The organism is Yersinia intermedia (assembly GCF_900635455.1).
In the GTDB taxonomy this organism is placed as follows: domain Bacteria; phylum Pseudomonadota; class Gammaproteobacteria; order Enterobacterales; family Enterobacteriaceae; genus Yersinia; species Yersinia intermedia.
The window spans coordinates 2,346,625-2,371,183 of record NZ_LR134116.1 but is presented as its reverse complement, the minus strand read 5'-3'; the positions used below and the strand labels follow the sequence as shown (position 1 = coordinate 2,371,183).

The following is a 24,559-nucleotide window of genomic DNA, read 5'->3' as shown; positions in this document are numbered from 1 at the left end:
GCCAGAGTTGATGCGGGCCTGATTCATCTCTGGCGAAATTTCAGGTTATCCTGATTGAATGGAATAACATAGGTGCAGGAATAGTCGATATCCACGATATCGCTGAAGGTATATACCCTGCCATCCTGCAAAATCCCTCGGTTTAGAATATGCATGGCGGCAATGCCTTTTTTGCATCCGAGTAGCTCAGCTTGTTCTTTATTGATATTAATCGCCTGATAGTGGGTTAACGCATGTGACAGGCGATAGCCTTTGCTAAGAATATATTGCTGTATCGAGCTTTCGATGACTTTTTGGCTTAAATCAGGGAACGCTGATACCGGCATGCGTGAGTTCTCAATTTGAACCTTACGATTATCAATGTAACGCAAGCGTGAAAATGCCCAGATAAAATCATCCGCCGTAAGGTTGAAGATTTGTTGTTCTTCATTGTCAGGGCGACGTTTATGCAGATTAATCAAACGGAAGCTGATTTGGTTAAATTTCTTTTCCGTAATTGAATTGTATACCAGCGGGTTATTACCCACACCGGGGTTAATAAAGATCCCGGCACCTTGCACCATATGCACGGCACCAATGGCTGCCAGCTTCTCTAACGCTTTACGAATGGTAAAGCGTGACACGCCATATTCCTCTGCTAACTGGCGTTCTGGCGGCAATTTCTCAGGTAATTTCTCGCCATATTGATACATTTTACTCAGCAAGTCTTGAGCAATAAATTCTTTCTTTTTCATTCGGTTGTCCAACACATGTAACCCCTGCGGCGTGGTGGCAGTATACCCTTTATTGGTGTTATCGGCAGGGGAGAAATGATATTGGATAGGGAGATAAACGCCACTCAAGGGATTGAGCGGCGTGATACACGATATTGTTTTACTTAACTGCCGTTATTGTCCTGCAAAAAAAGAATGCCGTTAATCAGCTTATCCATACCGGCTTCGACCTTACTGCGGGAACAGCCTACATTAAGGCGTAGAAAGCCACGCCCCTCTTCGCCATAGGTAAAACCGGGCATAATGGCGACTTTCTCCTTCTCAATCAGCACCTCTTGCAACTGGTGGTCATCAATGTTCAAGGGGCGTAGGTCTATCCATGCCAGATAGGTTGCTTGCGGCGGCTGCCAGTTTAATGCCGGGAATGCCGCATTAAGTCGCTGTGCCACATAAACCAGATTGGCTTGCAAGTAACTGCGTAACTCATCCAACCACGGTTGCGCCTGCTGGTAAGCCGCAATATGCGCCACGATAGCCAGTACCGCTGGAGAGGATAGCCCATCACGGCCTTTCAACATTTGGGTGTAGATATCACGGGTTTCACTGTCACTGATTAAACCATAGGCACCCGTTAAGGCGGGGATATTGAATGTTTTGGAACCTGAAGTCAGCAACGCCCATGGGGTCTGACCTACCTCACTCCATGGTGTATGCACCTGATTGCCCCAGGTCATATCCATATGGATCTCATCGCTAATAACGCGAACCTGATGGCGTTCACACAGTTCGGCCATTTGCGCCAACTCTTGTGGTGTCCAGACTTTTCCGGTTGGATTATGCGGGCTACACAACAGCAGCACTTTTGTCTGTGGCCGCGCCAACAGCGCTTCCAGATGTGCCATATCGCATTGCCACTGGTTATCCACTTTGTGCAGCGGGCAGCTAAGTAGCTGGCGCTGATTACCGAGAATAACTTTGTAGAAAGCATCATAGGCAGGGGTGTGAGTAACGACGAAATCACCGGGTGCAGACCAACAGCGGATTAGCTGAGCGACCATATAGATAACCGACGGGCCGTAGACCGCCATTGAGGTATCAATGTGGCAATGAAACCGTTGCAGATACCAATGACGGATTGCACCAAGGAAATCTTCATGCTGCCAGCGGCTATAGCCCAACACACCGTGGGCGATACGCTGATTCAGCGCTTGCAAAATCACCGGTGCGGTAGGGAAGTCCATATCCGAAATGGTAAAAGGCAACAGGTCAGCAGCGCCAAAACGGTCTGCAATATAATCCCATTGGGTACACCAAGTGCCGTGACGATCGACAGGCGTTGAGAAATCAAACATCAGCATCTCGCTTATCAAAAATACCCTTGGTTCTTGAAGCCGCAGAGTGGGAGCTGCACACGCACCCGAATCACTTAACTGCGTAAGCTTATCGGGATGCGTTTGCTGGCGGCCTGGCTGCAACGCCAATAACCTTGGGTATAGTTTTTTATGTAACGTGTATTTAGGTAGCGGTATTTAGCGAATTACCGCCCTAAGGTGTTGCAAATTGAGCACTGCTTATCAGTGAGTCTAATTCATCTTTCACCGATTGCACCTGTGGGCCAATAACAACTTGCAGATTATGATCATTCAGTTGAATTACGCCAATGGCGCGGTTGGCTTTTAATGCTTCTTTATCCACCAGATTCATGTCTTTAACTGACATCCGCAAGCGGGTAATACAGTTATCCAACGAGACAATGTTATCCGCACCACCCAGGGCATGAAGAATAGCAGGGGAGTTATAACCAGATTTACCGGTCGCAGCGCCATAAGCGGCTTTTTCTGCATTACTGCTAGCGGTGGTTTCGCTCTCGCGGCCGGGTGTTTTGATATTGAAGTGCTGAATAGCAAAACGGAAAATCATGTAGTACGCCACGAACCAGATCCCGGCAACCACGGGTACCCAATACCATTTAGTCGCGGTGCCATGCAGAATACCAAATACCACGAAATCAATAATATTACCGTCGGTGTTACCAATGGTCACACCCAGCAACGCCATCACAGTAAAGCCCAAACCGGTCAGGATCGCATGGATCAAATACAGGAACGGTGCTACAAACAGGAACAAGAACTCAATCGGTTCGGTGGTGCCACCAATCACACAAGCCACAACACCGGAAATCAACAACCCTTTAATTTTATGTCGATTTTCAGGCTTGGCACAGTGATACATCGCCAGCGCAGCACCTGGCAGACCGCCGAGGAAGGCGGGCATTTTGCCTTGAGATAGGAAGCGAGTCGCACTTTCTGAGAAGCCGGTGGTGGTTGGGCAAGATAGCTGAGCCTGGAAGATAGTCAGTGCGCCACTCACGCTATGACCACAAACATCCATAGTTCCGCCCGCTTCAGTAAAGCGGATCAGTGCCACCAAAATATGGTGCAGGCCGAACGGCAGTAATAGACGTTCGCCACTGCCGAAAATCATCGGCCCGAACATGCCGGCACCGTTAATCAGGCGACCCAGACCGGTGATACCGGCGGCGAAAAACGGCCAGATCAGTGGGATCAACAACCCCACCAGCCCGAGCACGACCGTCGTCACGATCGGGACAAAGCGGGTGCCGCCAAAGAAGGCTAATGCATCAGGTAAGCGAATGGTGTTGAAGCGTTCATGCAGTAAGTAAACAATGACCCCGACAATCACCGCACCCAGGATCCCGGTGTCGATCGACTGAATACCTAAAATATTTTGAATGTTATGCGTTTTCAGGACTAATGGATCGGTGGTTGGCAACACACCACTGGTGGTGAGGTAAAAGTTGGTCGCCAGATTCAGCACGGCAAAGCCGACGAAACCAGAGAACGCTGCCACGCCTTTATTTTCACGCGCCATCCCTAGCGGGATAGCAATGGCAAACATCACGGGCAAGAAGCTAAAGGCAAACGAACCCACTTTGCTCATCCAGGTAAAGAGCAACTGGAAGGCAGGATGGCCAATTACCGGCAATAGGGTGATGACATCTTTACTGCTGAGCGAGCTGCCGATACCCAGCATGATCCCACAAAAGGAGAGCAAGGCGACCGGCAGCATGAAGGTTTTCCCTAAACTTTGGAAAAACTCCCACAGCGTAATTTTTTGTTTTTTTACCGCTGACATAGTGACTCCTGTTTTTCAAAACGCCTGATGTTAGAAATGTCTGCTCTAACCACCGCAGTTGTTAATCACGGTTTGTTTATCGACAAATGGCGACTATTTCGCCTCCCTGTCTGGAGGTTAAACAAGATAAAACGTTTAACCCAGATAATATGAGCGATATGTCACAATTACTGATGCTACTTCTGTATTAGAGTAAATCATCAGATTAAACGTTTAACTTGGCTTGTTTATCAGCGGTTATGACCATTAAAAAAATCACAATTACCGATGTGGCTAAATTTGCCGGTGTTTCAGTGGCGACCGTTTCATTAGCTATTAGTGGCAAAGGGCGTATCTCAGGGGCAACCGCAGACCGGGTCAATCAGGCAATCGAACAGTTAGGTTATGTGCGTAACCGCCAGGCGGCACAATTACGCGGTGGCGAGTCCGGCGTGATTGGCTTGATTGTGCGCGATATCGGCGATCCGTTTTATGCCGCAATGACGGCGGGTTTAAGTGAAGCAATTGAAGCCGAAGGCAAATTGCTGTTTTTGACGCAAAGTGGTCGTGAGGGCAAGGGGTTATTACGTTGCTTCGATACACTTATCGATCAAGGTGTTGACGGCTTGGTGTTGGGGGGCGGCGCCAAACGTGAGATGGGATTGCAGGAGAAGGCGGCAGAGCATGATATTCCATTGATTTGCGCGGCACGGTCTAATGTGTTGGAAGGTGTTGACGTTGTACGCCCAGATAATATGCAAGCGGCTAAAATGGCTACTGAGTTTTTGATTGGCCGCGGTCACCGGCAAATTGCCTATCTTGGTGGGCACTCGCACTCATTGACCCGCGCAGAGCGGTTGGGGGGCTTTTGTGCCACGTTAGTTCAATATGGCCTGCCATTCCGTTCTGAATGGGTGGTTGAATGCGATGGGCAACAGCAGGCGGCGGCAGATGCGGCACAAGAGTTGCTACGCTATCACCCCAACGTTAGCGCCATCATCTGCCATCAGGCGTCGGTGGCGTTGGGCGCTTACTTTGGTATTTTACGCACCGGACGGACTATTGGTAGTGCTGGGGTAGACACCTATCTGGATCAGCAAGTGGCACTGATTGGTTTTGGCGATGTGCCGGAAGCCGAGTTAACTGAACCGCCACTCACGTTTATCACCAGTTCTGCCAGAGAAATTGGTTACAGTGCAGGGCAGCGGTTACTACAGCGTATCGCCGGTGTTGACCTGCAACTGCAAAATGTCATTTTACCGCCGGTATTGATCCGCCGAGGGTCAGCATGATCATGCTTGATCTTGGGGGGTATTCACGGACGCCAGAGCATCGACATTGCCTGCGGTAATCAAGTGTAGGTTGTGGCTGATATCTTCTATCGGCCAGTCCCACCACGCAATAGCCTCGAGTTTAGCTATCGTCTCCGGCGGGAAGCGGCTCTTAATCACGGTTGCCGGGTTACCGCCCACAATGCTATAGGCCGGTACATCACGCGTCACTACGGCACGCGATGAAACGATGGCACCATTGCCGATAGTCACACCCGGCATGATAAGCACGTCATAACCAATCCAAACATCATTTCCAACCTGGGTATCGCCCTTATAGGGCAGTTCATCCATTGATGGCGTGACACGCTCCCAACCATGACCAAAAATATTGAAAGGGTACGTCGAGATTCCTGAAATTTTATGATTGGCACCATTCATGATGAATTGAACCCCGCGTGCCAGTGCACAGAATTTGCCAATAATCAGTTTGTCGCCAATAAACGGATAGTGATAGAGCACGTTGCGCTCGAAGTTTTCCGAATCTTGTGGATCGTCGTAATAGGTATAATCCCCGATAATAATATTCGGGTTTTTCGTCGTGTTTTTGATAAAGCAAACCTGTGGGAAGCCCGCCATAGGGTGCTTGCAGTCGGGGCTGGGGCCGGTCATAAGTTTATTTTTCATTGCACCTCCCTACGTACTACGTGGTTCAATAGATAAAAAAAACGGAGCCATCATCAGGCTCCGTTTTACATTTTATGGTTGCTACTTATTGTGCAGGAACCACTGGTTCTGGCATTGCTTCTGGTGCGCTGCCGGTATCTTCTTCAGCAGGAGCACCACCAAACATACCGAACAGGCCAACAAACTCTTGCAGTGACATTTTCTGACCATTCAAATTGACCTGATTATCAGCGAAATGGAAGCTGCTGCTGATAACATCATCTTTGGTGGTGGTCAGTTTAAACATCTGGCCCATAGCGGCAACGCCTTGAACTTGTTGTTGTGCCAGCTTCTGAGCTTCTTCCGGGCTGTAGCCTTGCAGGCGTGCGGCCTGTGTGGTCAACTCAGTTGCCATTGCCATCGGGATAGTCAGGGTTGCGTCAACTTTCTTCACTGACTGCGCTAACAGTGGTTCAGCGCTCGCTTTAGCCTGCGCCGGATCAACCAAGTCGATATTTAAGGTAAAGGTACTTTCCCCTTTGGCGTTTTTCCAACTCAGTGGCGCAATGCTCACAGTTGGATTGCCTTTCAACAGCGCAGGGATGTTGGCTGTCAACATTTCGGTCATTTGCTCTTGATAAGCAACAGGATCGAGGTTTTCGCCAGCCTGAACGGCTTTCAGCACTTGCTGATTATACGCGCTGGTGAACTGTTTCAAACTCTGACCATCAAGCTTGTCAAAGGCAAAGGCCAACTTACCGGAACCAAAATCATTACCTTGAATTTTTAATGCATCCAGGGTGTAGCTCAGTTTGCCGTTCAAGTCTTTATCCGTTTCACCCAACTGGGTATTCAGGTTAAAGCCAACCAGTGTCGCCATTTCTTTGCCATCGACACTGAAACCAATTTGCTTGATGGCAGCTTGTTGGTCCCCGATGCTGAGATCAAATTTACCCATTTTGCTGTCACTTTTCAGCGTCAGGCCCTGCACACTGAATTGTTCCAGTTGGTCCCACTGATTCTTGCTGGTGAAGACGATATTTTCGCTGCTACCGCTCATCTTCACATTACGCATATCACGCGAAACATCGGCATCGATGGTGGCACCAGAGAATTTCATGCTGGTGGTGTTTTGCTGATAGTCGATAGGAATAAAGGTAATGGCGGAAGAAGTATCACCACTGTAGGAGATACGTGAGTCAGCGGTAAACGGTGACTGACCTTTGGTAACTTCAAACAGTTTTTTCAATGCCGGGGTATTGGCAAGTTCGGTATGTACCGATGCCATGCTCGGGATCAAATTGAATCTTTTCAACTGTGCGAATGGGAAGGGGCCGTGGTCGATAGTTTCGATAAAAGCGACTTCATCGCCGTCTTTTAAGGCTTTTTCACCGGCAACGCTGCTATCTGCTTGCAGCACATAGCGAACTTGGCTACGGAATAAACCCCGTTGGTAATCGGTATAGGCGAGTTTGACACCGGCTTTAGGCAGCAATGTTTTGATCTGCCCGTTTGCGTTGTTAACCAGTTCGCCCATTCGTTGTTCAATCAGTTTGCCGGTATACCATGAGGCTCCAGTCCATGCTGCGCCAAGTACGACAATGACGCTGACAGCCACTAACGATTTTTTCATTGTTCTGTTCATCCTTTTCTAATACACCAAATTCACTATGTTGAACGCGGTAATGAGTTGCTGGTGAAAAATCACCCAAGAGAATGCCTGAAAACAGTATTCACCAAATTAATATAGGCATAGATTAACCGGACACAAATATTATTGCGACGATAACCACCCGAAAATGACACGCGTGTATTCTGTGTAATAACAAAACCCCGCCATTGCGACTATGGAATCTATCTATCGCGACAGCAAAAAGCCAGTAATTGACAACAAAATGAGTCACTTCGTTCAGTCTGCGTTGTAAACACGCGCAATTGAGCCAATCCCGTGCACTGTAACCGGTGATTCATTCGCCGGGATAAAACAAGATTCGCCCGGCTGTAACGTAATTTCTTGCTGCTGTTTTCTCAACACGGCCTGACCCTGTACACAGAATACAATCGCTGCACTATTTTGTGCCAACCGTTGAGGCTCAGGGGTGAGTGTATGCAGAGAAAAAGCAAAATCCTCTACTGGGATCGGGAAGGCCAGTTCGTTGCCTTGCTGTTTTGGTGTGGTCAACAGCGTATCCGCCGGTTTGGGGATAAATTGCAGATTGGCCATCAGTTCAGGAATATCGATAAATTTAGGTGTCAGACCCGCGCGTAATACGTTATCGGAGTTTGCCATCACCTCTAGTGCCACCCCATTCAAATAGGCGTGCGGGGTTTCAGCATACAGGAACATCGCTTCACCCGGTTGCAGTGTCACGACATTGAGCAACAAGGGGGAGAACAAGCCACTGTCATCCGGGTAGAAGCGCGAGATGCTGCGGACAGTATCCCAAGGCTCACCTAACTGATTATTCAAGGCCGCTTTCAAAATCCCCAGCGCGAGCGTTTTCGACTCGCCAGCCAGACTCAGTAAACTGGCAAACAGGGTTGCTAAGTGTTCGGTATCCGGTTCGCGCAGGAATGCCGCGATATCGGGATGCGCGGCCGCCAGCGGTTGGAGTAATGCCTGAATATCTTCCAAGGTACGGAAACCATTCATTGCCTGAAAGGGTGTCAAGGCATAGACCAGCTCCGGTTTATGGTTGGCATCTTTATAATTTCTTTCGCCGGCATCCAGTGGGATACCTGCCTGATTCTCTTTGGCAAAACCCATTTCGGCGGCTTTTTTGCTGGGATGAACCTGAATCGATAACGGTTGTGCCGCACAAAGGACTTTGAACAGGAAAGGCAGCTCACCAAAACGGCTGAAAACATCATGGCCCAGATTAGTATCAGGATCTTGTTCGATCACATCACGCAATGAATGCCACTGGCCGTTAGCATCAGCCACCTGAGAACTGCTCTTCGGATGAGCACCCATCCACAGCTCAGCCATAGGTTTTCCGTGCGGATTCGCTATACCATAAAGTTGAGTGAGGGCATCAGTACTGCCCCAAGCGTAGTTTTGTACTGCATTCTTCATCTTTTGCATGTTTACGTTCTGCCGTTTGTTAAGGGCCAAAATTAAGGGGTGCACACAAATTAGCTATTTTATATGGCTAATCGCGCGTAGCCCTGCCGCCCAATAAAATTGTCCCTTAGTAAACAATGGCGCTACGGGGGTTGCAAGTAGTAATCGGGAGATAGTCTGACCGCCTGGCTCTTCATGACGATATTGATCACAAAATGATATAAATGCGAATCAATCGCATAAAGGTGGCAGCAAATATGCCATGATAGCTATCATGTACCAGTGAGACTGGTATGACATACTCAACTGTTCAGTTCTACATGCTAAGGAGACCGTGATGGCGACCACCCGCAGTGAAAAAGACTCTATGGGGCCTATCGATGTACCGGCAAATCAATTATGGGGCGCGCAAACCCAGCGCTCACTGGAGCATTTCCGTATCTCGCAAGAAAAAATGCCGACGGCACTGATTTATGCTCTGGCACTGACCAAACGGGCAGCGGCGCAGGTCAACATGGATTTAGGGCTACTACCCGCTGAACGGGCAAAGGCCATCATGCGCGCCGCAGATGAAGTCTTGGATGATCGTCATCCGAGTGAGTTTCCGCTTTCTATCTGGCAGACCGGATCTGGCACCCAGACCAACATGAATATGAATGAGGTTTTGGCGAATCGTGCCAGTGAACTGTTAGGCGGCGAGCGCGGAAACAATCGGTTAGTGCATCCTAATGATGATGTGAATAAAAGCCAAAGTTCAAATGATGTCTTCCCAACGGCGATGCATGTTGCTGCGGTTATCGGGTTGCGGCAACATCTGTTACCGGAACTGAAAGTATTGCAGGAGACACTGTCACATAAAGCGGGCGCTTTTCGCGATATCGTGAAGATTGGGCGGACGCATTTGCAAGATGCTACGCCATTGACCTTAGGGCAGGAGATCTCGGGTTGGGTGGCGATGTTATCCCACAGCGTGCAGCATATTGAAGCGATCATTCCTCATCTGTGTGAGTTGGCGTTAGGGGGGACGGCGGTAGGAACCGGGCTGAATACGCATCCAGAATATGCCGTGCGAGTAGCCAAAGAGATTGCGGCGCTTACCCATCAGCCATTTATCACTGCGCCGAATAAATTTGAGTCATTAGCGGCTTGTGATGCATTAGTTCATGGTCATGGGGCTTTAAAAGGACTTGCAGCTTCATTGATGAAAATTGCCAATGATGTGCGTTGGTTGTCCTCCGGCCCTCGCTGCGGCATTGGTGAAATCGCGATCCCTGAAAATGAACCCGGCAGTTCAATCATGCCCGGCAAAGTGAATCCGACACAGTGTGAAGCCATGACGATGTTATGCGCACAGGTTATGGGTAACGATGTGGCCATCAATATTGGTGGAGCATCCGGTAATTTTGAGTTGAACGTCTTCCGCCCGTTGGTTATTCATAACTTCCTGCAATCAATCCGTTTGTTGGCCGACGGTATGCGTGGTTTCAATGAGCATTGCGCAGTGGGTATTGAGCCAAATCGTGACCGTATAGCGCAGTTACTGAATGAGTCTTTGATGTTAGTTACCGCGTTGAATACCCATATCGGCTATGACAAAGCTGCTGAAATTGCTAAAAAGGCCCATAAAGAAGGGCTTACGCTCAAAGCTGCCGCCCTGAAATTAGGCTATCTGACGGAAGAACAGTTTGATGAATGGGTCAAACCGGAAGAGATGGTTGGCAGTATGAAATAAACGCCAAACAAACAAACGAACGATTAACGCCGGTCCTTATGACTGGCGTTTTTTACGGATACAAAGAGCGGCTAAGCACCTAAAGGAGACAGAGATAGTACCGGAAGTGATCTTGGTAAAGCATTATTTATTCAACGTCGATATACAGATGCAGTCTTGGCACCAGTAACCGCAGTGGTTTGGCATCCGGCTTATATTTATGCTTAATTTGGTTGATATCGTAGTCTGTTAACTCACCTAATTTAGGTAATTCCGCCGCTGATTGTTCCTGGCAAAAAGCAATTAACGGCATAGGGCAGGGGTGCTGCACTTGCTTTTGCTGTTCCTGATACCAAACTCGTGCGATGGGCTGCACTTTTACCGGCCGCTTAATCTTCAGGCGGGTATTTTCAGGTAAACGTTTTACATCATTAATTTCCAAGCTAATTAACGCTACCCACTGTTCGCGGCTAAAAGGTGGCACCGCGCGCCCGGCATTGAGGCTTTTATTCAGTTGAGCCAATATCTCTTCACGGGTGACATTCTTAATTATATGTTTGTTGGCCCAGCCGAAACGCACAGAACTTGGATTGATGAGTGGCGTAATGGTGCGGTAAGTATTTAAGGTAATCAGCCCGTGCAAATGGGTATGCACAAACTCGAAACGTTGCTCACTCGGTAAGCCAGATTCGACGGTAATGATATGTTCCAGCTCACTTTTCAACTGATTAATCTGATAAATAGTATTTTCACATTCCCCCAGTTGCTTGTCACTCACAGTGAAACAAAGTACCCCAGGTAAGCGCAGGGCCGCTTTACTACTCGTATTTTGCCCCTGATGATGAATAAACAACCGCTGGTAATGCTGTAACCCCAGATCTTTTGCCTCATTACCTACTTTCGCAGTAACGGTGATTTTCTCAATGGGTTGATGTTCTGTACCTTTTTCAATTTCAGGTAGCAAAAATACGCGGGCGGCGAGTAAGGGGAGCGCATTAAGTTGCTGGTGGAGATGCTGTAATGCAATTTCCAGTGCAGCAAAGCTGCCATTCATTCGCTCAATCAAATCATACTTAGCCATTATCTTTTCCAATTAAGCTAATTTTAGTTACAACATACATTATGTTATATCAGTAAAAAAAGCACCATGAAAGCCTGTTGTTAACTTTGATAAAGGGAAGATCTATGGGGTGTGGCAAAAGATTCAACAGCGCGGTTTTTCGGGGGGTGGGTTAATACGGGGCATTAATATTAATACCCCTGACAGATAATCAGGATAGGTGCGCTAACACAATTTTGGTGGCCGCGGCTAAAACGTCACGGCGTGGTTCTGCTTCTTTCTTAAGCTGTGTAAAGTAAACCACTAAAACCAGTGGCGCGCCTTTAGCCGGCCACAACACCGCGACATCATTTGTCGTACCATAATCACCACTGCCGGTTTTATCACCAATAACCCAATCAGTCGGCGCACCTGCACGGATAGTTGCCGCTCCTGTGGTATTTCCTTTTAACCACAAGGCTAACTGCTCCCGTTGCGGTGCGGCTAGGGCATCTCCCAGTACCAACTTGTTGACACTGGCCGCCATAGCTGCGGGGGTTGTGGTATCTCGGGGATCATTTGGCAGGGCAGTATTTAACTCCGGTTCCCAGCGATCCAGTCTGAAGGTTTGATCGCCAATACTCCGTGCAAACTGATTAACCATTGCTAGCCCGCCCAACTGTTTGATTAACAAATTGGCTGCCGTGTTATCACTATACTGAATAGTCGCTGCGCACAGCTCTGCAACTGTCATCCCTTGTGCTAAATGTTTGCGCGTAATCGGTGCATAAGCGAGTAAATCACTTTCATGATATGTAATGTGTTTACTGAGTAGATTTGGCTGAGATTGGCTGCGACCCAACACTGCGGCGGCCAGCATTAATTTAAACGTACTACAGAATGGGAAGCGTTGGCCGCCACGATAGTGAATCTTGGTACCTTTGCCGGTATTAATTAACGCTAGCCCTAAGCGGCCATTTGACGATTTTTCAAGTTCAGCGAGTTGATTATCTAATGACATTTTTGCCCCAACCGCCCAAGACGGTAGCGCAAAATTGAGCAATGGCACGGTGATACCGGCTAATAATAGCGAACGCCGCAACGGTGAATGTTTCATTCCTGAATCTCGCAAATAGTAAGCTGTGGTGAGCATTATAAGCACGATGGTAAAAGTGCCGCAATTCGGGATAAACCGTTTGATTGGAAGGGCATTGCTGTACAGGGGAAATCGACAGTAAAGGCTAAATGGCCGGATAAATGGCACTTAGCCTTTTGTGATGAGGCAAATATCAAGCCAATGCTTTGGCTTTCAACTGCTGGTATTCGCTTTCGGTTATCGTTCCTTCATCCAATAATTTTTTGGCATCAGTAATCTGTTCTGCTGGTGATTTCCCCGCAACCTGACGGATATAATCATTGGTCTCAGATACAGATTTTTGTACCGTAGCGCGATAACGCTGCGCCATGCCCTTGCCTCGGGTAACAAGATACAAAAGAGAGGTTAAGAGTGGGATGAAGAGCAGAAATATAATCCATATCGCTTTATAAAAACCACTTAACTCATGGTCTCTAAAAAGGTCAGAAATGACTTGAAACAGAATCAGTAAGTAAGCAATAAAGAAGAAAATTGAAAATGTTGTCGCCAGTATGTCCCAAAGAGTAAGGAAGTGACTTGCCATATGAACTCCTGAAATCAAATAAATGAAGAAAATATTTTCGTAAAAATCCCTAAATACGTTAGGTACTTAATTTACACGCTAACCAATCGTAACTCTGTATTAAGTTTCATATTAATAATAGGTACATACCCAACAGGACGTCAAATTATAGTTTGGCTATCCTGTCGGTTTTATTTCGATAATTAAAGATTAAATTCGTGCGGCTTCTGGCAACTTACGTAATTGTTGCCCAACATACAGTGCCAACAGCAGAAGTGTCGTAATAAATACCACAACCCCAGTCCAGCCTAAATTAAGCCAGAAGATGCCGCCTAATGTTCCCGCCACGCTAGAACCAGCGTAGTAGCAAAATAGATAGAGCGATGAGGCTTGCGCTTTCGCGCGTCGAGCGCGGCGACCAATCCAGCTACTGGCAACTGAGTGGGCGGCAAAGAAGCCAGCAGTAAATATCATCATGCCGAACAAAATCGTAATCACAGGGGTAAAGCTGGTAATAATAACACCCATCAGCATCATGCATATTGAGGCTAATAATACTGGCCCACGACCATATCGGCTGGTGAGCGAACCTGCTTTCGGTGAACTATAAGAACCCGTTAGATAGACGATTGATAATAACCCCACCACCGCCTGGCTCATATAATAAGGCTGAGCCAGCAAACGATATCCAATGTAATTAAATAAGGTGACAAAGCTGCCCATAATCAAAAAGCCTTCGGCAAACAGCAGTGGCAAACCGGGATCACGCCAGTGTAACTTGAAATTGATCACCAGCGTTCTTGGCCGTAATAATGTTGGCCGGAAATGTTTAGACGGCGGAAGAATTCGCCAAAACATACAGGCGGCAGCTAAAGCGAATAAGCCAATAACTGCCAGTGCAATACGCCAGGAAAAGAAGTCACTCAGCACGCCCGTAACCAGGCGGCCACTCATCCCTCCGATGGAGTTACCGCTGATATACAAGCCCATGGAGAGTGCGACAAAACTCGGGTGAATCTCCTCACTGAGATAGGTCATAGCCACGGCGGCAACGCCGCTTAAGGACAGACCAATCAATGCCCGCATCAACAAAATCCCTTGCCAACTGGTCATAAAGGCACAAATTAAAGTACAGATAGCCGCCAGCATTAGCGCAACGACCATAACCGACTTACGTCCAATGGCATCGGAAAGTGGGCCAGTAAACATCAGGCCGAACGCCAACATCCCAGTGGCGACAGAAAGCGATAAGCTGCTGCCCGCAGGTGAGATATTAAAGTCTTGAGATAACAGTGGCAGGATGGGTTGTACACAATAGAGCAGGGCGAATGTAGCTAATCCTGCTGAAAAGAAAGCCAGAGTCACACGGATAAATTCGGGTGTACCACGTTGAATATATGGTCGTTTAGTTAAACGTGTAACTTCGGGGGGCGGAGCTAACGAAGTTGCATCATCATTTGCTGCGGATGTCGGCGCTACGGTGGACGTAGTGCGCAAAGAGGTGGTCACGGTATTTCCTTATCAATAACCCAATTAAAGACTGTCTGTTTCGATCTAGCCACTATTTAGCTCAATAAGAAGAGCATAGAAATAGCCAAGTTTTATGTCTAATATATTAATCATTAGAAATGAGACTTTAAACATATCAATGGAGCGCAATGAGTATTGAACTCAGACATTTACGTTATTTCATTGCCGTAGCAGAAGAATTGCACTTTGGTAGAGCGGCAGAGCGCTTGCGCATTTCTCAGCCGCCACTCAGCCAGCAAATTCAGAGTTTGGAAGAGCAAATTGGTGCCCGACTCTTTGCACGTAACAACCGTAATGTCAGCCTGACCCAAGCCGGCGCCTTGTTTTTAAAGGAGTCTTACCAAATTTTAGCCCAAGTGAATTCGGCATCAGAAAAAGCGGGGCGTTTGCATCGCGGCGAATCCGGTGAACTGACTATCGGTTTTACTTCATCGGCACCTTTTATTAGCACGGTATCTAAAAATTTACAGGCATTCCGGCAACTGCATCCTCAAGTGCATATCAAGATGCGGGAAGTTAACAGTAGACAGCAAATTGAACCTTTACTGGATGGGCGGCTTGATCTTGGCGTAATGCGCAATACACGGCTGCCGGAGGCATTACAATATCGGTTGTTGTTACGTGAACCTTTGGTTGCCGTTGTTCACGAAGAAAGTCCCTTAGCGAATTTACCTTCAGGGAGTGTTAAATTCAGCTCACTGGCAGAACAACCCTTTGTTTTCTTTTCGCGTGAAGTGGGTACTGCGCTGTATGACGAAATCCTCGCACTATTAACCCGCGCGGGTATCACGCCTTATATTACGCAAGAAGTGGGAGAGGCGATGACCATCGTTGGTTTGGTATCCGCTGGTTTGGGCGTATCAATATTGCCTGCCTCATTCATGCGGGTAAAAGTGGATGGGGTTAAGTATCTGCCTTTAGCTGAGGCTGATGCCACCACCGAGGTATGGCTGGTTAATCATAAGAATCGCCCGGTAACCGCACCGGCAGAAGCATTGATTCGCTTGATGGTACAGGATACTCAAGCGACATCAGCCCGCTGACTCCGTATAAATAACCACCAGTAGCCCTTGGAAAACTGGTGATTATGTGCAGTAAATCACATAACTAATCAAATAGTTGACGCCATATATTAAAAGCCCCAACATAGCCGATAATCTTTATTTAGAAGCGCGAAAAATACTCGGTTGGCAGAGAAGGAGCCGGTTCAGTGATAACGGATGGACAACCTGGGCACATTGATCAAATCAAGCAGACCAATGCAGGAGCCGTTTATCGGCTGATTGATTTGTTCGGCCCGATATCCCGGATTGAACTGTCTAAACGGGCGCAACTGGCCCCAGCCAGTATTACCAAGATTGTGCGGGAACTGGTTGAAGCTCATCTGGTAAAAGAGACAGAATATCAAGATGTTGGTAGCCGTGGGCGGCCTGCAATTGGTTTGGTTCTTGATACCGATGCCTGGCATTATGTCTCCGGGCGCATTAGTCGCGGTTCTATCACTCTCGCCTTGCGCGATCTCAGTAGCAAACTGGTGGTTGAGGATCAAATTCCGCTACCGGATAGTCATCCTGAACCTCTGCTTACACGTATTCTCAGTGAAGTTGATCAATTCTTTATCCGGCATCAAGGCAAGCTCGAGAGGCTGACTGCGATTGCGATTACTATGCCCGGCATCATTGATGCACCGGCAGGTATTGTGCATAAAATGCCGTTTTATGATGTTAATGAGATGCTTCTTGGCCCAGAGCTAGAAAAACGAACGGGATTACCCGTCTATTTACAACACGATATCTGCGCCTGGACTATGGCTGAAGCGCTGTACGGTGCTTCACGCGGATGTCAGAATGTTATTCAAGTGGTCATTGATCATAACGTTGGTGCCGGTGTTATCACTGCCGGTAGGGTATTGCATGCAGGCAGCCGCAGTGTGGTGGAGATTGGTCATACTCAGGTTGATCCCTACGGTAAACGCTGTTATTGCGGCAATCACGGCTGCCTCGAAACAGTAGCCAGTATTGAGAATATCCTCGAAATTGCTCAGCAACGATTAAATGGCTCAATGAGTTCGCTATTACACAGCTCGCCACTAAATGTTGAGTCTTTATGTGATGCGGCGCTGGCGGGCGATCAGTTAGCGAAAGATATTATTTTAGGCGTTGGCCACAGCGTTGGGCGAATTATAGCCATTATGGTCAATTTATTTAACCCAGAAAAAATCCTGGTGGGTTCGCCATTAAATAAAGCAGCATCTATTCTACATCCGGCAATTGCATCATGTATTCGCCAGCAGGCATTACCCGCTTACAGTGAAAATATTCTGGTTGAACCAACGGCATTTTTTAATCAGGGCACAATGCCAGGTGCTGCATTAGTGAAAGAAGCATTATATAACGGTTCATTACTGGTTAAGTTACTGCAAGGGTAAGGTATTAACATTAGTAATTATGGGTTAATTATTAGTGGGTATGTACGATGTATTCCTCCTATTATTTGGTGTTATCCGTTAAAAACCTCTCTCAGTTCGGCAAAATCTTGCGCTAACGCAAGCTGTCTGTTGTCGGCATCGCCTAGACTTTTATCCATGTTGCCAATTTCGCTAATGTTAGGCGGAAAGACTTGAGTCTAAGTGGCCAGATTGCGGAGTATTGTTATGTTAACGCGTGTATTTGTGACGGGTACCGACACTGCTGTCGGTAAAACCGTAGTGTCACGGGCCTTACTTCAGGCCTTAAGCCAAAATGGCAGAACAGCGGTAGGCTATAAGCCGGTAGCGACAGAAAGTAAAGAGACGCCTGATGGGTTGCGTAATCAAGATGCGCTTATCTTACAAGCTTCATCATCTATAATGCTTGAGTATCAGGAGGTTAATCCGTTTCCCCTGCAAGGGGATGTTATCCATGCTTGTACCGATACGCTGATTAACTACGGTGAAATGACGGCCGGATTACAACGTTTATCCGCCAAAGCCGATACGGTTGTGGTCGAAGGATGTGGTGGCTGGAAAGTTATGATGAATGACCAGCGATTCTATTCTGATTGGGTGATTCAAGAACAATTACCGGTTATTTTAGTTGTCGGAATTAAATTAGGTTGTATCAACCATGCATTATTAACAGCACAAGCCATTATCAATGATGGATTGCCGTTATTAGGTTGGGTAGCGAATCGAATTAATCCCGGATTAGCACATTACGCCGAAACAATTGCTATGCTTCGCGAACGGTTACCAGCCCCACAATTAGGGCAGTTACCTTATCTTCCTCATCCAGAAGAAAAACCTCTGGCAAAATATTTAGATCTGACTGCGATCGGCAGATAATTAATTTATACCGTTATTAATTATGGTTAGCTGCTATTGTATTGATCGCCTATTTTAGCGCGAATGATATACCGAGGTGGGGCGTAACCATCGAGCTATTGTTGTCGAAATAACACAAGATAATAGTAGCCCAGGGAGTAGGGTGTATTCGCCCGTCATTTCGCAAACCATTAATGCCGCCATGATAGGGGCGTGCGTGGTTGCGGCCAGTAGGGTCGCCATGCCGGTCAGCGCCATTAATAATGCAATATTGTCGCCAAGAACAGGCCACCAGGCGAACATTTGCCCGCATAACATACCCAAAGCAGCCCCGACAAACAGTGTCGGGGTGAATACACCGCCCGGAGCACCTGATCCGCTGCTGGCTAACACCGCTAACAATTTGCATATGAGTATGCCAGCAATCAATAGAACCCCTGGCGGAGTCGTTAGCAGTGACTGCACCACACTGTAGCCATTGCCCCAGACTTCGGGGAAAATCAGCGATAGTAACCCGACAATTATCCCCCCCAGCGCAAGTTGCAGCGGAGGAGAGAGATTAAGTGAGCGAAAGGCATGCCCACTGGCGGCCATACCTTTTAAAAACAAAGGGCCGCTGATACCAGCTAACACCCCTAACAGTGCCATAAGGAAATATTGTATTGGCCACGGTGATGGCAGCGCTTGCACTTGATAAAGCGTTTCCTGACCACCGTGTAACAGGTTGGTAGTGAGCAATGCACTGACGGCGGCGATCACTACTGGTCCAAGTGAGGCCAGCATCAACGTACCAAACAGAATTTCTGCAATAAATAGACTTCCCGCCAGCGGCGCATGATAGGCGCTGGCCATCCCGGCAGCGGCACCGCAGGCAACCCAAAGCTTCCATTCGCTAGGTTTGGCGTAGCGCTGAGCAAAAACGGACGCAAACAAGGCGGCTAATAGCACCATTGCCCCTTCACGACCAATCGCGCTACCACTGGAAACAACTAATAATGAAGCGAGGGACTTGACCAGACTGGCGGAAACATCTAACCGGCCGTCACCGATCTCGATGGCTTCCATGTAGTCGGTTGGTGCACTACTGGTTTTTTGATTCTGGTAACGTTGGTATCCCCAAAGTAGAGCACCGGCGGCCAAACCGCCTAATGCCGGGGTTAATGCGCGTCGCCAGCCAGTAATAGAAGAGGCTGCGGCCACCAGGCTACCATCGGTTCGGGCAAATAATAGCCATTCCAATCCCAACATTGCCTGATGAAATAACCAAACAATCAAGGCTGCCATCATTCCGAGCATCACCGAAATCAGCAGACGGCGCAGCATGGCGCGATAGTAATACAGGTGGGCAGGCCGTTTCATGCAACGCTACTGACTGACATATTGAGGTAAACCCCATACTTTGGTGATTGATAGGTAAGTTGGCGCAGAGAGTGTAATTTGTCATCAATTGTTACTTGTCATCAAATGAATGACCAGTAAAGATTGAGAAATGCAGAAATAAATTTTTGATAAAACAGAAGGGTGCACCGAAAGGCACACCCAGACTGGTGACGGCGAGATTACTCGCTGTCGGTTATACGGGTATAAACAATTTTCTGGCTGTCATTTTCGCAATGCCCGACCACCTGACCGCCAGCTTGCTGAACTTGATCATTAGGAACGATATCCAGTTTAAAACCGGATTCAGGCACTCCATTATTGATGATCTTCTGTGTGATATCTGCTTTCACACTTTCACAAGATGCCAGTGCAGCCATAGGGGCCAGCGATAACAACAATGTACTGATAATAAGCGTTTTTTTCATCATAAAATCCTTATGTGGATGAATAGCTTGCCTAACATATTGATTCTTAAGCCGTGCCTAAAGGATAGCCCAGATTCTCATAACCTCAAGTAAATCTGAACCATAGCCACTCATTACGGATTAATCTGGCGGCCTGATAGCCGATCCAGGCAGCGCTGGGTGTTAGGTTCCCAATAGGCGTTCAAATTTTCACTGCGGTCACAGTTGTCTTTCGCATCTTCAGCCCGATCAAACTTATCAAAGTTCTTTTCAACCCGAGTGTTAACTTTATTGCGCAGGCGATGAGTATCATCCCATTGCTGTTGGCTTTGGCGAGCCTGTTCTTTGGACATCGAATCATTGCCACCACCAACAGAAACACAGGTACTGCCTTGGGTGCAATTGGTTGCCTGTGCCAAGGCCGGTGTTTGCCAGGCAAACATAACCAAGGCTAGCGGCAGAAACGCACTTATCAGGCGTGGCAGGCTAGTTATTTTCATCGTCTTAAGTCCTTTATGAGTCGGTGATGTTTAATCATCATGTAGTTTACTGACACGCTATTAGCGGATAAAAAATTATATCATTGCTTTCAGTATATAAACCAGTCGGCGACAGCGCCGTAGGGAAGATGTAGAGTAACCTAATGTTAATTTTAAATATTTGCCTTAGGGGCAATATCAAGAGTTCTGGCTATGTTAAAGACGTCGCTACTGTTTTTTGTTACTGCACTGGCTGAGATAATGGGCTGCTTCTTGCCCTATTTGTGGCTACGCAAAGGCGGGACGTTCTGGTTGCTACTTCCAGCCGCAGGCAGCCTGGCACTGTTTGTTTGGTTATTGACACTCCATCCTGCGGCCAGTGGGCGTGTTTATGCCGCATACGGTGGCGTTTATGTTGCGACCGCATTAATTTGGCTACGGGTAGTCGATGGCGTGAAACTTTCCCTGTTCGATTGGGTGGGAGCAGGTGTCGCTCTGGCTGGAATGCTGATTATCGTCGCGGGTTGGCGAGTAAATTAAGGGTGGGGCGGTGATGGCCCCTCGTTTTCTTCATTGAACTAAATGTGATTATGATGATATTAATTAAAACTAATAAGCAGCCATTGATATTATATATAATAAAGTTTCGAGTATGTTTTTAGTTTATTTGTCTTTTGGTATTCATGTGGATAAAATACCTAAGCGCAAAACACTCTTATTACAATGATTTTGTTAGAATCACCACTTCAATATGATAGCATCCATTAATCTTCATGCAATAATGAATATTCGAATGGGTTTGCCTATAATTATTTTCTAAAATAATGTTACGACAGGGAATTAATTTTTATGGTCGAGATAGAATATTAGAACCCTACTATTTACCCAGGTTTCCTATTTACAATAAAATCGGTGAATGTATAGGAACATTAACAAATGCCAGCAAATTAAATTTTATTTCTCTTTCTCAATATATAGACCGCCGCACACCTTCAGTATTAACACTAACCCCGCCAACAGACCTGTTTAGCGAGAAAGAACTTGAGATAATTTTTTTCATATTACAACCCATGACGACTAAAATGGTAGCGAAGAGGCTTTCTTTATCACACAGAACAATAGAGAATAGATTAGGTATAATGTACGAAAAATGCGGTGTTGGCTCTATAAATATGTTTAGAGAGTATTGTGGAAACTTAGGTTTTGATTTATATATCCCACCTAAGTTTGTAAGACCTAATGTTCAAAATCAGAGTTAATTTTCCCAACGCCAAACATGCTGATTATTGTCGCGGACTGGCGGGTAAATTAAGGGTGGGGCAGTGATGGCCCCAGCCAGATTTTACCCGATAACGCCTGATATTAACTTTCGCGATGAATACTCAACCCGGCAAAAGATTGGCTGACTGGCATCATCTCCAGTGAGTTAATATTGACCCGTGCTGGCAGCGTAGCAACCCAATAGACGGCTTCAGCGATATCCTCAGGTATCAGTGGATTAGCGCCATCATAGGTTTTATTGACTTTGTCGCCATCGCCTTTAAAGCGAACTGCTGAGAATTCAGTGCCACCAACCATACCAGGTTCAATATCCGTCACACGAATACGTGTACCGTGCAAGTCAGCACGCAGACCCAGACTAAATTGTTTCACAAACGCTTTCGTGGCTCCGTATACATTACCACCGGCATACGGCCAGTTGGCGGCAGTAGAGCCGATGTTAATCACGTGGCCAACATTACGGGCTACCATTGCAGGCAATAAAGCACGCGTCATATTCACCAAACCTTTGGTGTTGGTGTCAATCATCGTATCCCAGTCTTCAACATTGGCTTTATGTGCAGGTTCCAATCCCAATGCTAAACCGGCATTGTTAACTAACAGATCGATATCTTTTAGTTCGGTAGGCAGTTCATCGATAACTTGCTGAATAGCCGCTCGATTCCGTACATCTAAACGTACAATATGTAGCTGTTCGCCCAATTCGTCCTTCAATTCTTCCAAACGTTCCTGACGGCGACCCGTTGCGATAACCTGATGCCCGTGGCTAATAAATTTCCGAGCTATTGCCTCACCAAAACCTGAGGTTGCACCAGTGACGAAAACGATCATACATATTCCTTATTTTTCTTTGCTAATAATATAATTAACATACTGTTAACTATAGGAGGAAGCTATTCCGACACAATCCATCACGCATATTAGCGTCGGAATGGCTTCTTACGTACCTCATCGCCAGCATTACGGCTAAGCGTTAATGTATCTACTAGAGATAGTAATGCGACCAACGCGATAACCACAAATGCTATCTGGAAATTTTCCAATGGGATCACGCCTGCGCGATGGGGATGAAACCACTCCGCTATTAGCAGTGCTAAGGCTCCGATGGCAATACCCAGGCCAATTAATCGCCATCTGTTGCGCCATATTAGTTAGCGTATTGGTACCGGCCATTTTAGGGCCAGGCACTTCAGAAAACGCCAACGTATTGAATGCAGTAAACTGCATTGAACGCGTCAATCCGCTGATAAACAGCAATACAATAATCAGCGTTGTTGGCGTTTCTGGTGCGATAAACGCACATGCAAAGATAGTTGCGGCGTTGAGTAGACCATTAACTAATAGTGTAAGGCGGAAATGAAAGCGATAGAGGACAGCTGAGGTAAAAGGTTTCATTACCGGGTTACCAGCAAACACCGCTAGCCAATGGCTATTCGGAATAAATCACCGCTCCAGATAGTGACGCTGTAACTTAACTTAACCAGTCAAAAAATTGTATACTATGAAAGAAAAGTACATAAAATTGCATATTGGAATCCTCAATAATGAAAGTAAGAAGTCTTGACACTGAAAAACATAAGCAACCCGCAGTGATTGAAAGTTCTTTTGTTAAACATGATGAAATAGATCTGATCGAAATTTTTTCGATGCTTTTTAGAGCAAAAAAAATTATCATTCTCATAGTGGTGGTTTTTGCCCTTATCGGACTCATAGTAGGCTTTTTTTTGCCCCAAAAGTGGACTAGCAGTTCAGTGATCATTGCACCGACATATAGCGAATCTATGTTGTTGGACAATCTCCTTGGTGAATTAAAAGTGGCGGGTGTGGATAGCGGGATTGACGAAAATTATTTACTGGCCACGTATATGCAGTTTTGTGATTCACGTATTTTAAGGGATGCTTTTTTACAGCAAACGGATTATTTAAAAATGCTGATGAAAAAAAATCCGAATGATGAATTTAAGAAACAGAGTTTGTTAGATGTGATTAGTACTAACAATATTACGACGGAAAGTAACGCTAACGATAAATCCGCTAGTACTAAAGATAATAATTATTTTCGTTTGAAATTTTCTGCTCAAACACCTGATTCTGCGAAAGATTTACTTCAGGGGTATATGAATTATGTTAAAGAATCAGCCAATGCTTATATTTTGTTTAAGTTACAACGATCCTTGGCTCTGAAGTTAGAGGCAGAACAACGTTTATTCTCCCTGGAAAGTCAGAGGGTTCAAAGCAGGCGTGATGTTCGGATCAAAAGACTCGAGTATGCTCTCTCTATTGCTGAGGCTGCGGGGCTTAAAAAGCCAGTGTACTCAAGTGGCGCAGCAATTCTTGACGATCCAGACTATTCAATCACTCTCGGGGGTGATGCGCTTAAACAAAAGTTAAGAGTAGAAAAATCAATTACAGATCCATTAACGACAAGCGCGGACTTACGTAATAGAGCAATAAACATTGATCTTCTTAGAAACATCAAAATAGATAATATCGAGTTCACTCCATTTAAATATTTACAGAAACCGGAAGTGCCCACTAAAAAAGACGGACCGAAGAGATTACTTATCCTCGTTATTTTTACCTTCATTGGGTTGATAGTGGCTATTGCGACTGCATTGCTACGCGATGGGTTAGTTAGACATCGTGAGATAGCTTCGCTCTAAGAAAACAAGTTTAAAGTTACCCGACAGCCTGAAGGTACTCAATTGGTTTAGGTATATTAAGCAAAGTGAAGCGCCTTATATCAATGACCCAACCACAGTACTGGAAGGCGATTTCAGTGCTGTTTTAGTGAAACATAGAGCCTCAAGTATGAAACGTAAAACACTGGATTGAATATTGAATAGTTCAACTGGGAAGGCAAGTTTTTCCTCAAGTTGGTGGGCGTACCAACAAAGAGATCTAAATGAGAGCAACCATCCATGATA

Annotated in this window: 22 protein-coding genes and 1 pseudogene; 8 read left to right on the top strand and 15 right to left on the bottom strand. The window is 46.5% G+C overall.

Annotation, left to right across the window (positions count from 1 at the left end; genetic code table 11):
* Positions 1-23: 23 nt before the first annotated feature.
* The 3 genes from EL015_RS10830 to malX form a co-directional block, all read right to left on the bottom strand.
* Positions 24-734 (bottom strand): GntR family transcriptional regulator, encoded by a 711-nt coding sequence (locus EL015_RS10830; protein ID WP_032906044.1) that lies wholly within the window; start codon positions 732-734, stop codon positions 24-26.
* A 143-nt stretch (positions 735-877) separates the two neighbouring features.
* Positions 878-2,065, bottom strand: a complete 1,188-nt coding sequence (locus EL015_RS10825) for a MalY/PatB family protein (protein ID WP_032906092.1) — start codon at positions 2,063-2,065, stop codon at positions 878-880.
* A gap of 193 nt (positions 2,066-2,258) precedes the next feature.
* Positions 2,259-3,869 (bottom strand): maltose/glucose-specific PTS transporter subunit IIBC, encoded by a 1,611-nt coding sequence (gene malX, locus EL015_RS10820; RefSeq protein WP_005184115.1) that lies wholly within the window; start codon positions 3,867-3,869, stop codon positions 2,259-2,261.
* Between the two features lie 239 nt (positions 3,870-4,108).
* Here malX and malI point away from each other — a divergent pair, with 239 nt between their 5' ends.
* Entirely contained in the window at positions 4,109-5,140 is a 1,032-nt protein-coding gene (gene malI, locus EL015_RS10815; protein ID WP_005184118.1) for a Mal regulon transcriptional regulator MalI, read from the top strand.
* Here the strand turns inward: malI and vat(F) are convergent, their stop codons facing one another.
* The 3 genes from vat(F) to manA form a co-directional block, all read right to left on the bottom strand.
* Positions 5,141-5,806: a streptogramin A O-acetyltransferase Vat(F) gene (gene vat(F) / locus EL015_RS10810; RefSeq protein ID WP_005184121.1), complete on the bottom strand. Its 666-nt coding sequence runs from the start codon at positions 5,804-5,806 to the stop codon at positions 5,141-5,143. It abuts the gene before it with no gap.
* 85 nt (positions 5,807-5,891) lie between these two features.
* The gene (locus tag EL015_RS10805) at positions 5,892-7,418 is read right to left on the bottom strand and encodes a YdgA family protein (protein WP_005184125.1); all 1,527 of its coding nucleotides are present in this window, start codon (positions 7,416-7,418) and stop codon (positions 5,892-5,894) included.
* Positions 7,419-7,694: 276 nt separating this feature from the next.
* Positions 7,695-8,870, bottom strand: coding sequence for a mannose-6-phosphate isomerase (gene manA, locus EL015_RS10800; RefSeq protein ID WP_005184128.1), 1,176 nt, complete (start codon positions 8,868-8,870; stop codon positions 7,695-7,697).
* 316 nt (positions 8,871-9,186) lie between these two features.
* On the opposite strand from manA, the gene fumC reads away from it, so the two are divergent.
* Positions 9,187-10,581 (top strand): class II fumarate hydratase, encoded by a 1,395-nt coding sequence (gene fumC / locus EL015_RS10795; protein ID WP_032906045.1) that lies wholly within the window; start codon positions 9,187-9,189, stop codon positions 10,579-10,581.
* Between the two features lie 127 nt (positions 10,582-10,708).
* On the opposite strand, the gene tus is transcribed toward fumC, so the two are convergent.
* From tus to EL015_RS10775, 4 genes are all read right to left on the bottom strand, one after another.
* Complete coding sequence (gene tus, locus EL015_RS10790; RefSeq protein WP_005184135.1) at positions 10,709-11,641, bottom strand: DNA replication terminus site-binding protein; 933 nt, start codon at positions 11,639-11,641, stop codon at positions 10,709-10,711.
* A 190-nt stretch (positions 11,642-11,831) separates the two neighbouring features.
* Positions 11,832-12,716, bottom strand: coding sequence for a class A beta-lactamase (gene bla / locus EL015_RS10785; RefSeq protein ID WP_005184139.1), 885 nt, complete (start codon positions 12,714-12,716; stop codon positions 11,832-11,834).
* 172 nt (positions 12,717-12,888) lie between these two features.
* A complete protein-coding gene (locus EL015_RS10780) occupies positions 12,889-13,278 on the bottom strand; it encodes an SHOCT domain-containing protein (RefSeq protein WP_032906046.1) in 390 nt (129 codons plus the stop codon).
* Between the two features lie 189 nt (positions 13,279-13,467).
* Positions 13,468-14,766, bottom strand: a complete 1,299-nt coding sequence (locus EL015_RS10775; RefSeq protein ID WP_032906047.1) for an MFS transporter — start codon at positions 14,764-14,766, stop codon at positions 13,468-13,470.
* A gap of 149 nt (positions 14,767-14,915) precedes the next feature.
* On the opposite strand from EL015_RS10775, the gene EL015_RS10770 reads away from it, so the two are divergent.
* From EL015_RS10770 to bioD, 3 genes are all read left to right on the top strand, one after another.
* On the top strand, positions 14,916-15,830 hold the full coding sequence (locus EL015_RS10770) for a LysR family transcriptional regulator (RefSeq protein WP_005184147.1): 915 nt from the start codon (positions 14,916-14,918) through the stop codon (positions 15,828-15,830).
* Between the two features lie 167 nt (positions 15,831-15,997).
* Positions 15,998-17,215 carry a sugar metabolism global transcriptional regulator Mlc gene (gene mlc / locus EL015_RS10765; RefSeq protein WP_005184149.1) on the top strand — a complete coding sequence of 406 codons (1,218 nt, stop codon included), beginning with the start codon at positions 15,998-16,000 and terminating at the stop codon, positions 17,213-17,215.
* Between the two features lie 225 nt (positions 17,216-17,440).
* Positions 17,441-18,109, top strand: coding sequence for a dethiobiotin synthase (gene bioD, locus EL015_RS10760; protein WP_005184153.1), 669 nt, complete (start codon positions 17,441-17,443; stop codon positions 18,107-18,109).
* A gap of 54 nt (positions 18,110-18,163) precedes the next feature.
* Here bioD and clcB read toward each other — a convergent pair whose 3' ends face one another.
* From clcB to EL015_RS10745, 3 genes are all read right to left on the bottom strand, one after another.
* Positions 18,164-19,447 carry a voltage-gated ClC-type chloride channel ClcB gene (gene clcB / locus EL015_RS10755; protein ID WP_005184156.1) on the bottom strand — a complete coding sequence of 428 codons (1,284 nt, stop codon included), beginning with the start codon at positions 19,445-19,447 and terminating at the stop codon, positions 18,164-18,166.
* 200 nt (positions 19,448-19,647) lie between these two features.
* Entirely contained in the window at positions 19,648-19,893 is a 246-nt protein-coding gene (locus EL015_RS10750) for a DUF1161 domain-containing protein (protein ID WP_032906049.1), read from the bottom strand.
* Positions 19,894-20,006: 113 nt separating this feature from the next.
* Positions 20,007-20,372, bottom strand: a complete 366-nt coding sequence (locus EL015_RS10745) for a DUF1283 family protein (protein ID WP_005184161.1) — start codon at positions 20,370-20,372, stop codon at positions 20,007-20,009.
* 192 nt (positions 20,373-20,564) lie between these two features.
* Here EL015_RS10745 and EL015_RS10740 point away from each other — a divergent pair, with 192 nt between their 5' ends.
* Positions 20,565-20,891 carry a YnfA family protein gene (locus EL015_RS10740; protein WP_005184163.1) on the top strand — a complete coding sequence of 109 codons (327 nt, stop codon included), beginning with the start codon at positions 20,565-20,567 and terminating at the stop codon, positions 20,889-20,891.
* A 284-nt stretch (positions 20,892-21,175) separates the two neighbouring features.
* Positions 21,176-21,610, top strand: coding sequence for a helix-turn-helix transcriptional regulator (locus tag EL015_RS22075; protein WP_279625041.1), 435 nt, complete (start codon positions 21,176-21,178; stop codon positions 21,608-21,610).
* Between the two features lie 103 nt (positions 21,611-21,713).
* Here the strand turns inward: EL015_RS22075 and ydfG are convergent, their stop codons facing one another.
* Positions 21,714-22,463 carry a bifunctional NADP-dependent 3-hydroxy acid dehydrogenase/3-hydroxypropionate dehydrogenase YdfG gene (gene ydfG / locus EL015_RS10730; RefSeq protein ID WP_005184166.1) on the bottom strand — a complete coding sequence of 250 codons (750 nt, stop codon included), beginning with the start codon at positions 22,461-22,463 and terminating at the stop codon, positions 21,714-21,716.
* 89 nt (positions 22,464-22,552) lie between these two features.
* Positions 22,553-23,104: pseudogene (locus tag EL015_RS10725) on the bottom strand (MFS transporter); the annotation flags it as partial.
* 72 nt (positions 23,105-23,176) lie between these two features.
* On the opposite strand from EL015_RS10725, the gene wzz(fepE) reads away from it, so the two are divergent.
* Positions 23,177-24,295: an LPS O-antigen length regulator Wzz(fepE) gene (gene wzz(fepE) / locus EL015_RS10720; protein WP_005184173.1), complete on the top strand. Its 1,119-nt coding sequence runs from the start codon at positions 23,177-23,179 to the stop codon at positions 24,293-24,295.
* Positions 24,296-24,559: the final 264 nt, after the last annotated feature.

What these genes read in the sequence shown, in the direction of transcription:
- bioD (WP_005184153.1), top strand. Translation starts at nt 17,441, where the DNA reads ATGTTAACGCGTGTATTTGTGACGGGTACCGACACTGCTGTCGGTAAA.
- EL015_RS22075 (WP_279625041.1), top strand. Translation starts at nt 21,176, where the DNA reads ATGTTACGACAGGGAATTAATTTTTATGGTCGAGATAGAATATTAGAA.
- ydfG (WP_005184166.1), bottom strand. Translation starts at nt 22,463, where the DNA reads ATGATCGTTTTCGTCACTGGTGCAACCTCAGGTTTTGGTGAGGCAATA.
- EL015_RS10740 (WP_005184163.1), top strand. Translation starts at nt 20,565, where the DNA reads ATGTTAAAGACGTCGCTACTGTTTTTTGTTACTGCACTGGCTGAGATA.
- EL015_RS10825 (WP_032906092.1), bottom strand. Translation starts at nt 2,065, where the DNA reads ATGTTTGATTTCTCAACGCCTGTCGATCGTCACGGCACTTGGTGTACC.
- clcB (WP_005184156.1), bottom strand. Translation starts at nt 19,447, where the DNA reads ATGAAACGGCCTGCCCACCTGTATTACTATCGCGCCATGCTGCGCCGT.
- EL015_RS10805 (WP_005184125.1), bottom strand. Translation starts at nt 7,418, where the DNA reads ATGAAAAAATCGTTAGTGGCTGTCAGCGTCATTGTCGTACTTGGCGCA.
- EL015_RS10770 (WP_005184147.1), top strand. Translation starts at nt 14,916, where the DNA reads ATGAGTATTGAACTCAGACATTTACGTTATTTCATTGCCGTAGCAGAA.
- tus (WP_005184135.1), bottom strand. Translation starts at nt 11,641, where the DNA reads ATGGCTAAGTATGATTTGATTGAGCGAATGAATGGCAGCTTTGCTGCA.
- malX (WP_005184115.1), bottom strand. Translation starts at nt 3,869, where the DNA reads ATGTCAGCGGTAAAAAAACAAAAAATTACGCTGTGGGAGTTTTTCCAA.
- EL015_RS10780 (WP_032906046.1), bottom strand. Translation starts at nt 13,278, where the DNA reads ATGGCAAGTCACTTCCTTACTCTTTGGGACATACTGGCGACAACATTT.
- EL015_RS10750 (WP_032906049.1), bottom strand. Translation starts at nt 19,893, where the DNA reads ATGAAAAAAACGCTTATTATCAGTACATTGTTGTTATCGCTGGCCCCT.
- bla (WP_005184139.1), bottom strand. Translation starts at nt 12,716, where the DNA reads ATGAAACATTCACCGTTGCGGCGTTCGCTATTATTAGCCGGTATCACC.
- manA (WP_005184128.1), bottom strand. Translation starts at nt 8,870, where the DNA reads ATGCAAAAGATGAAGAATGCAGTACAAAACTACGCTTGGGGCAGTACT.
- EL015_RS10745 (WP_005184161.1), bottom strand. Translation starts at nt 20,372, where the DNA reads ATGAAAATAACTAGCCTGCCACGCCTGATAAGTGCGTTTCTGCCGCTA.
- fumC (WP_032906045.1), top strand. Translation starts at nt 9,187, where the DNA reads ATGGCGACCACCCGCAGTGAAAAAGACTCTATGGGGCCTATCGATGTA.
- EL015_RS10830 (WP_032906044.1), bottom strand. Translation starts at nt 734, where the DNA reads ATGAAAAAGAAAGAATTTATTGCTCAAGACTTGCTGAGTAAAATGTAT.
- malI (WP_005184118.1), top strand. Translation starts at nt 4,109, where the DNA reads ATGACCATTAAAAAAATCACAATTACCGATGTGGCTAAATTTGCCGGT.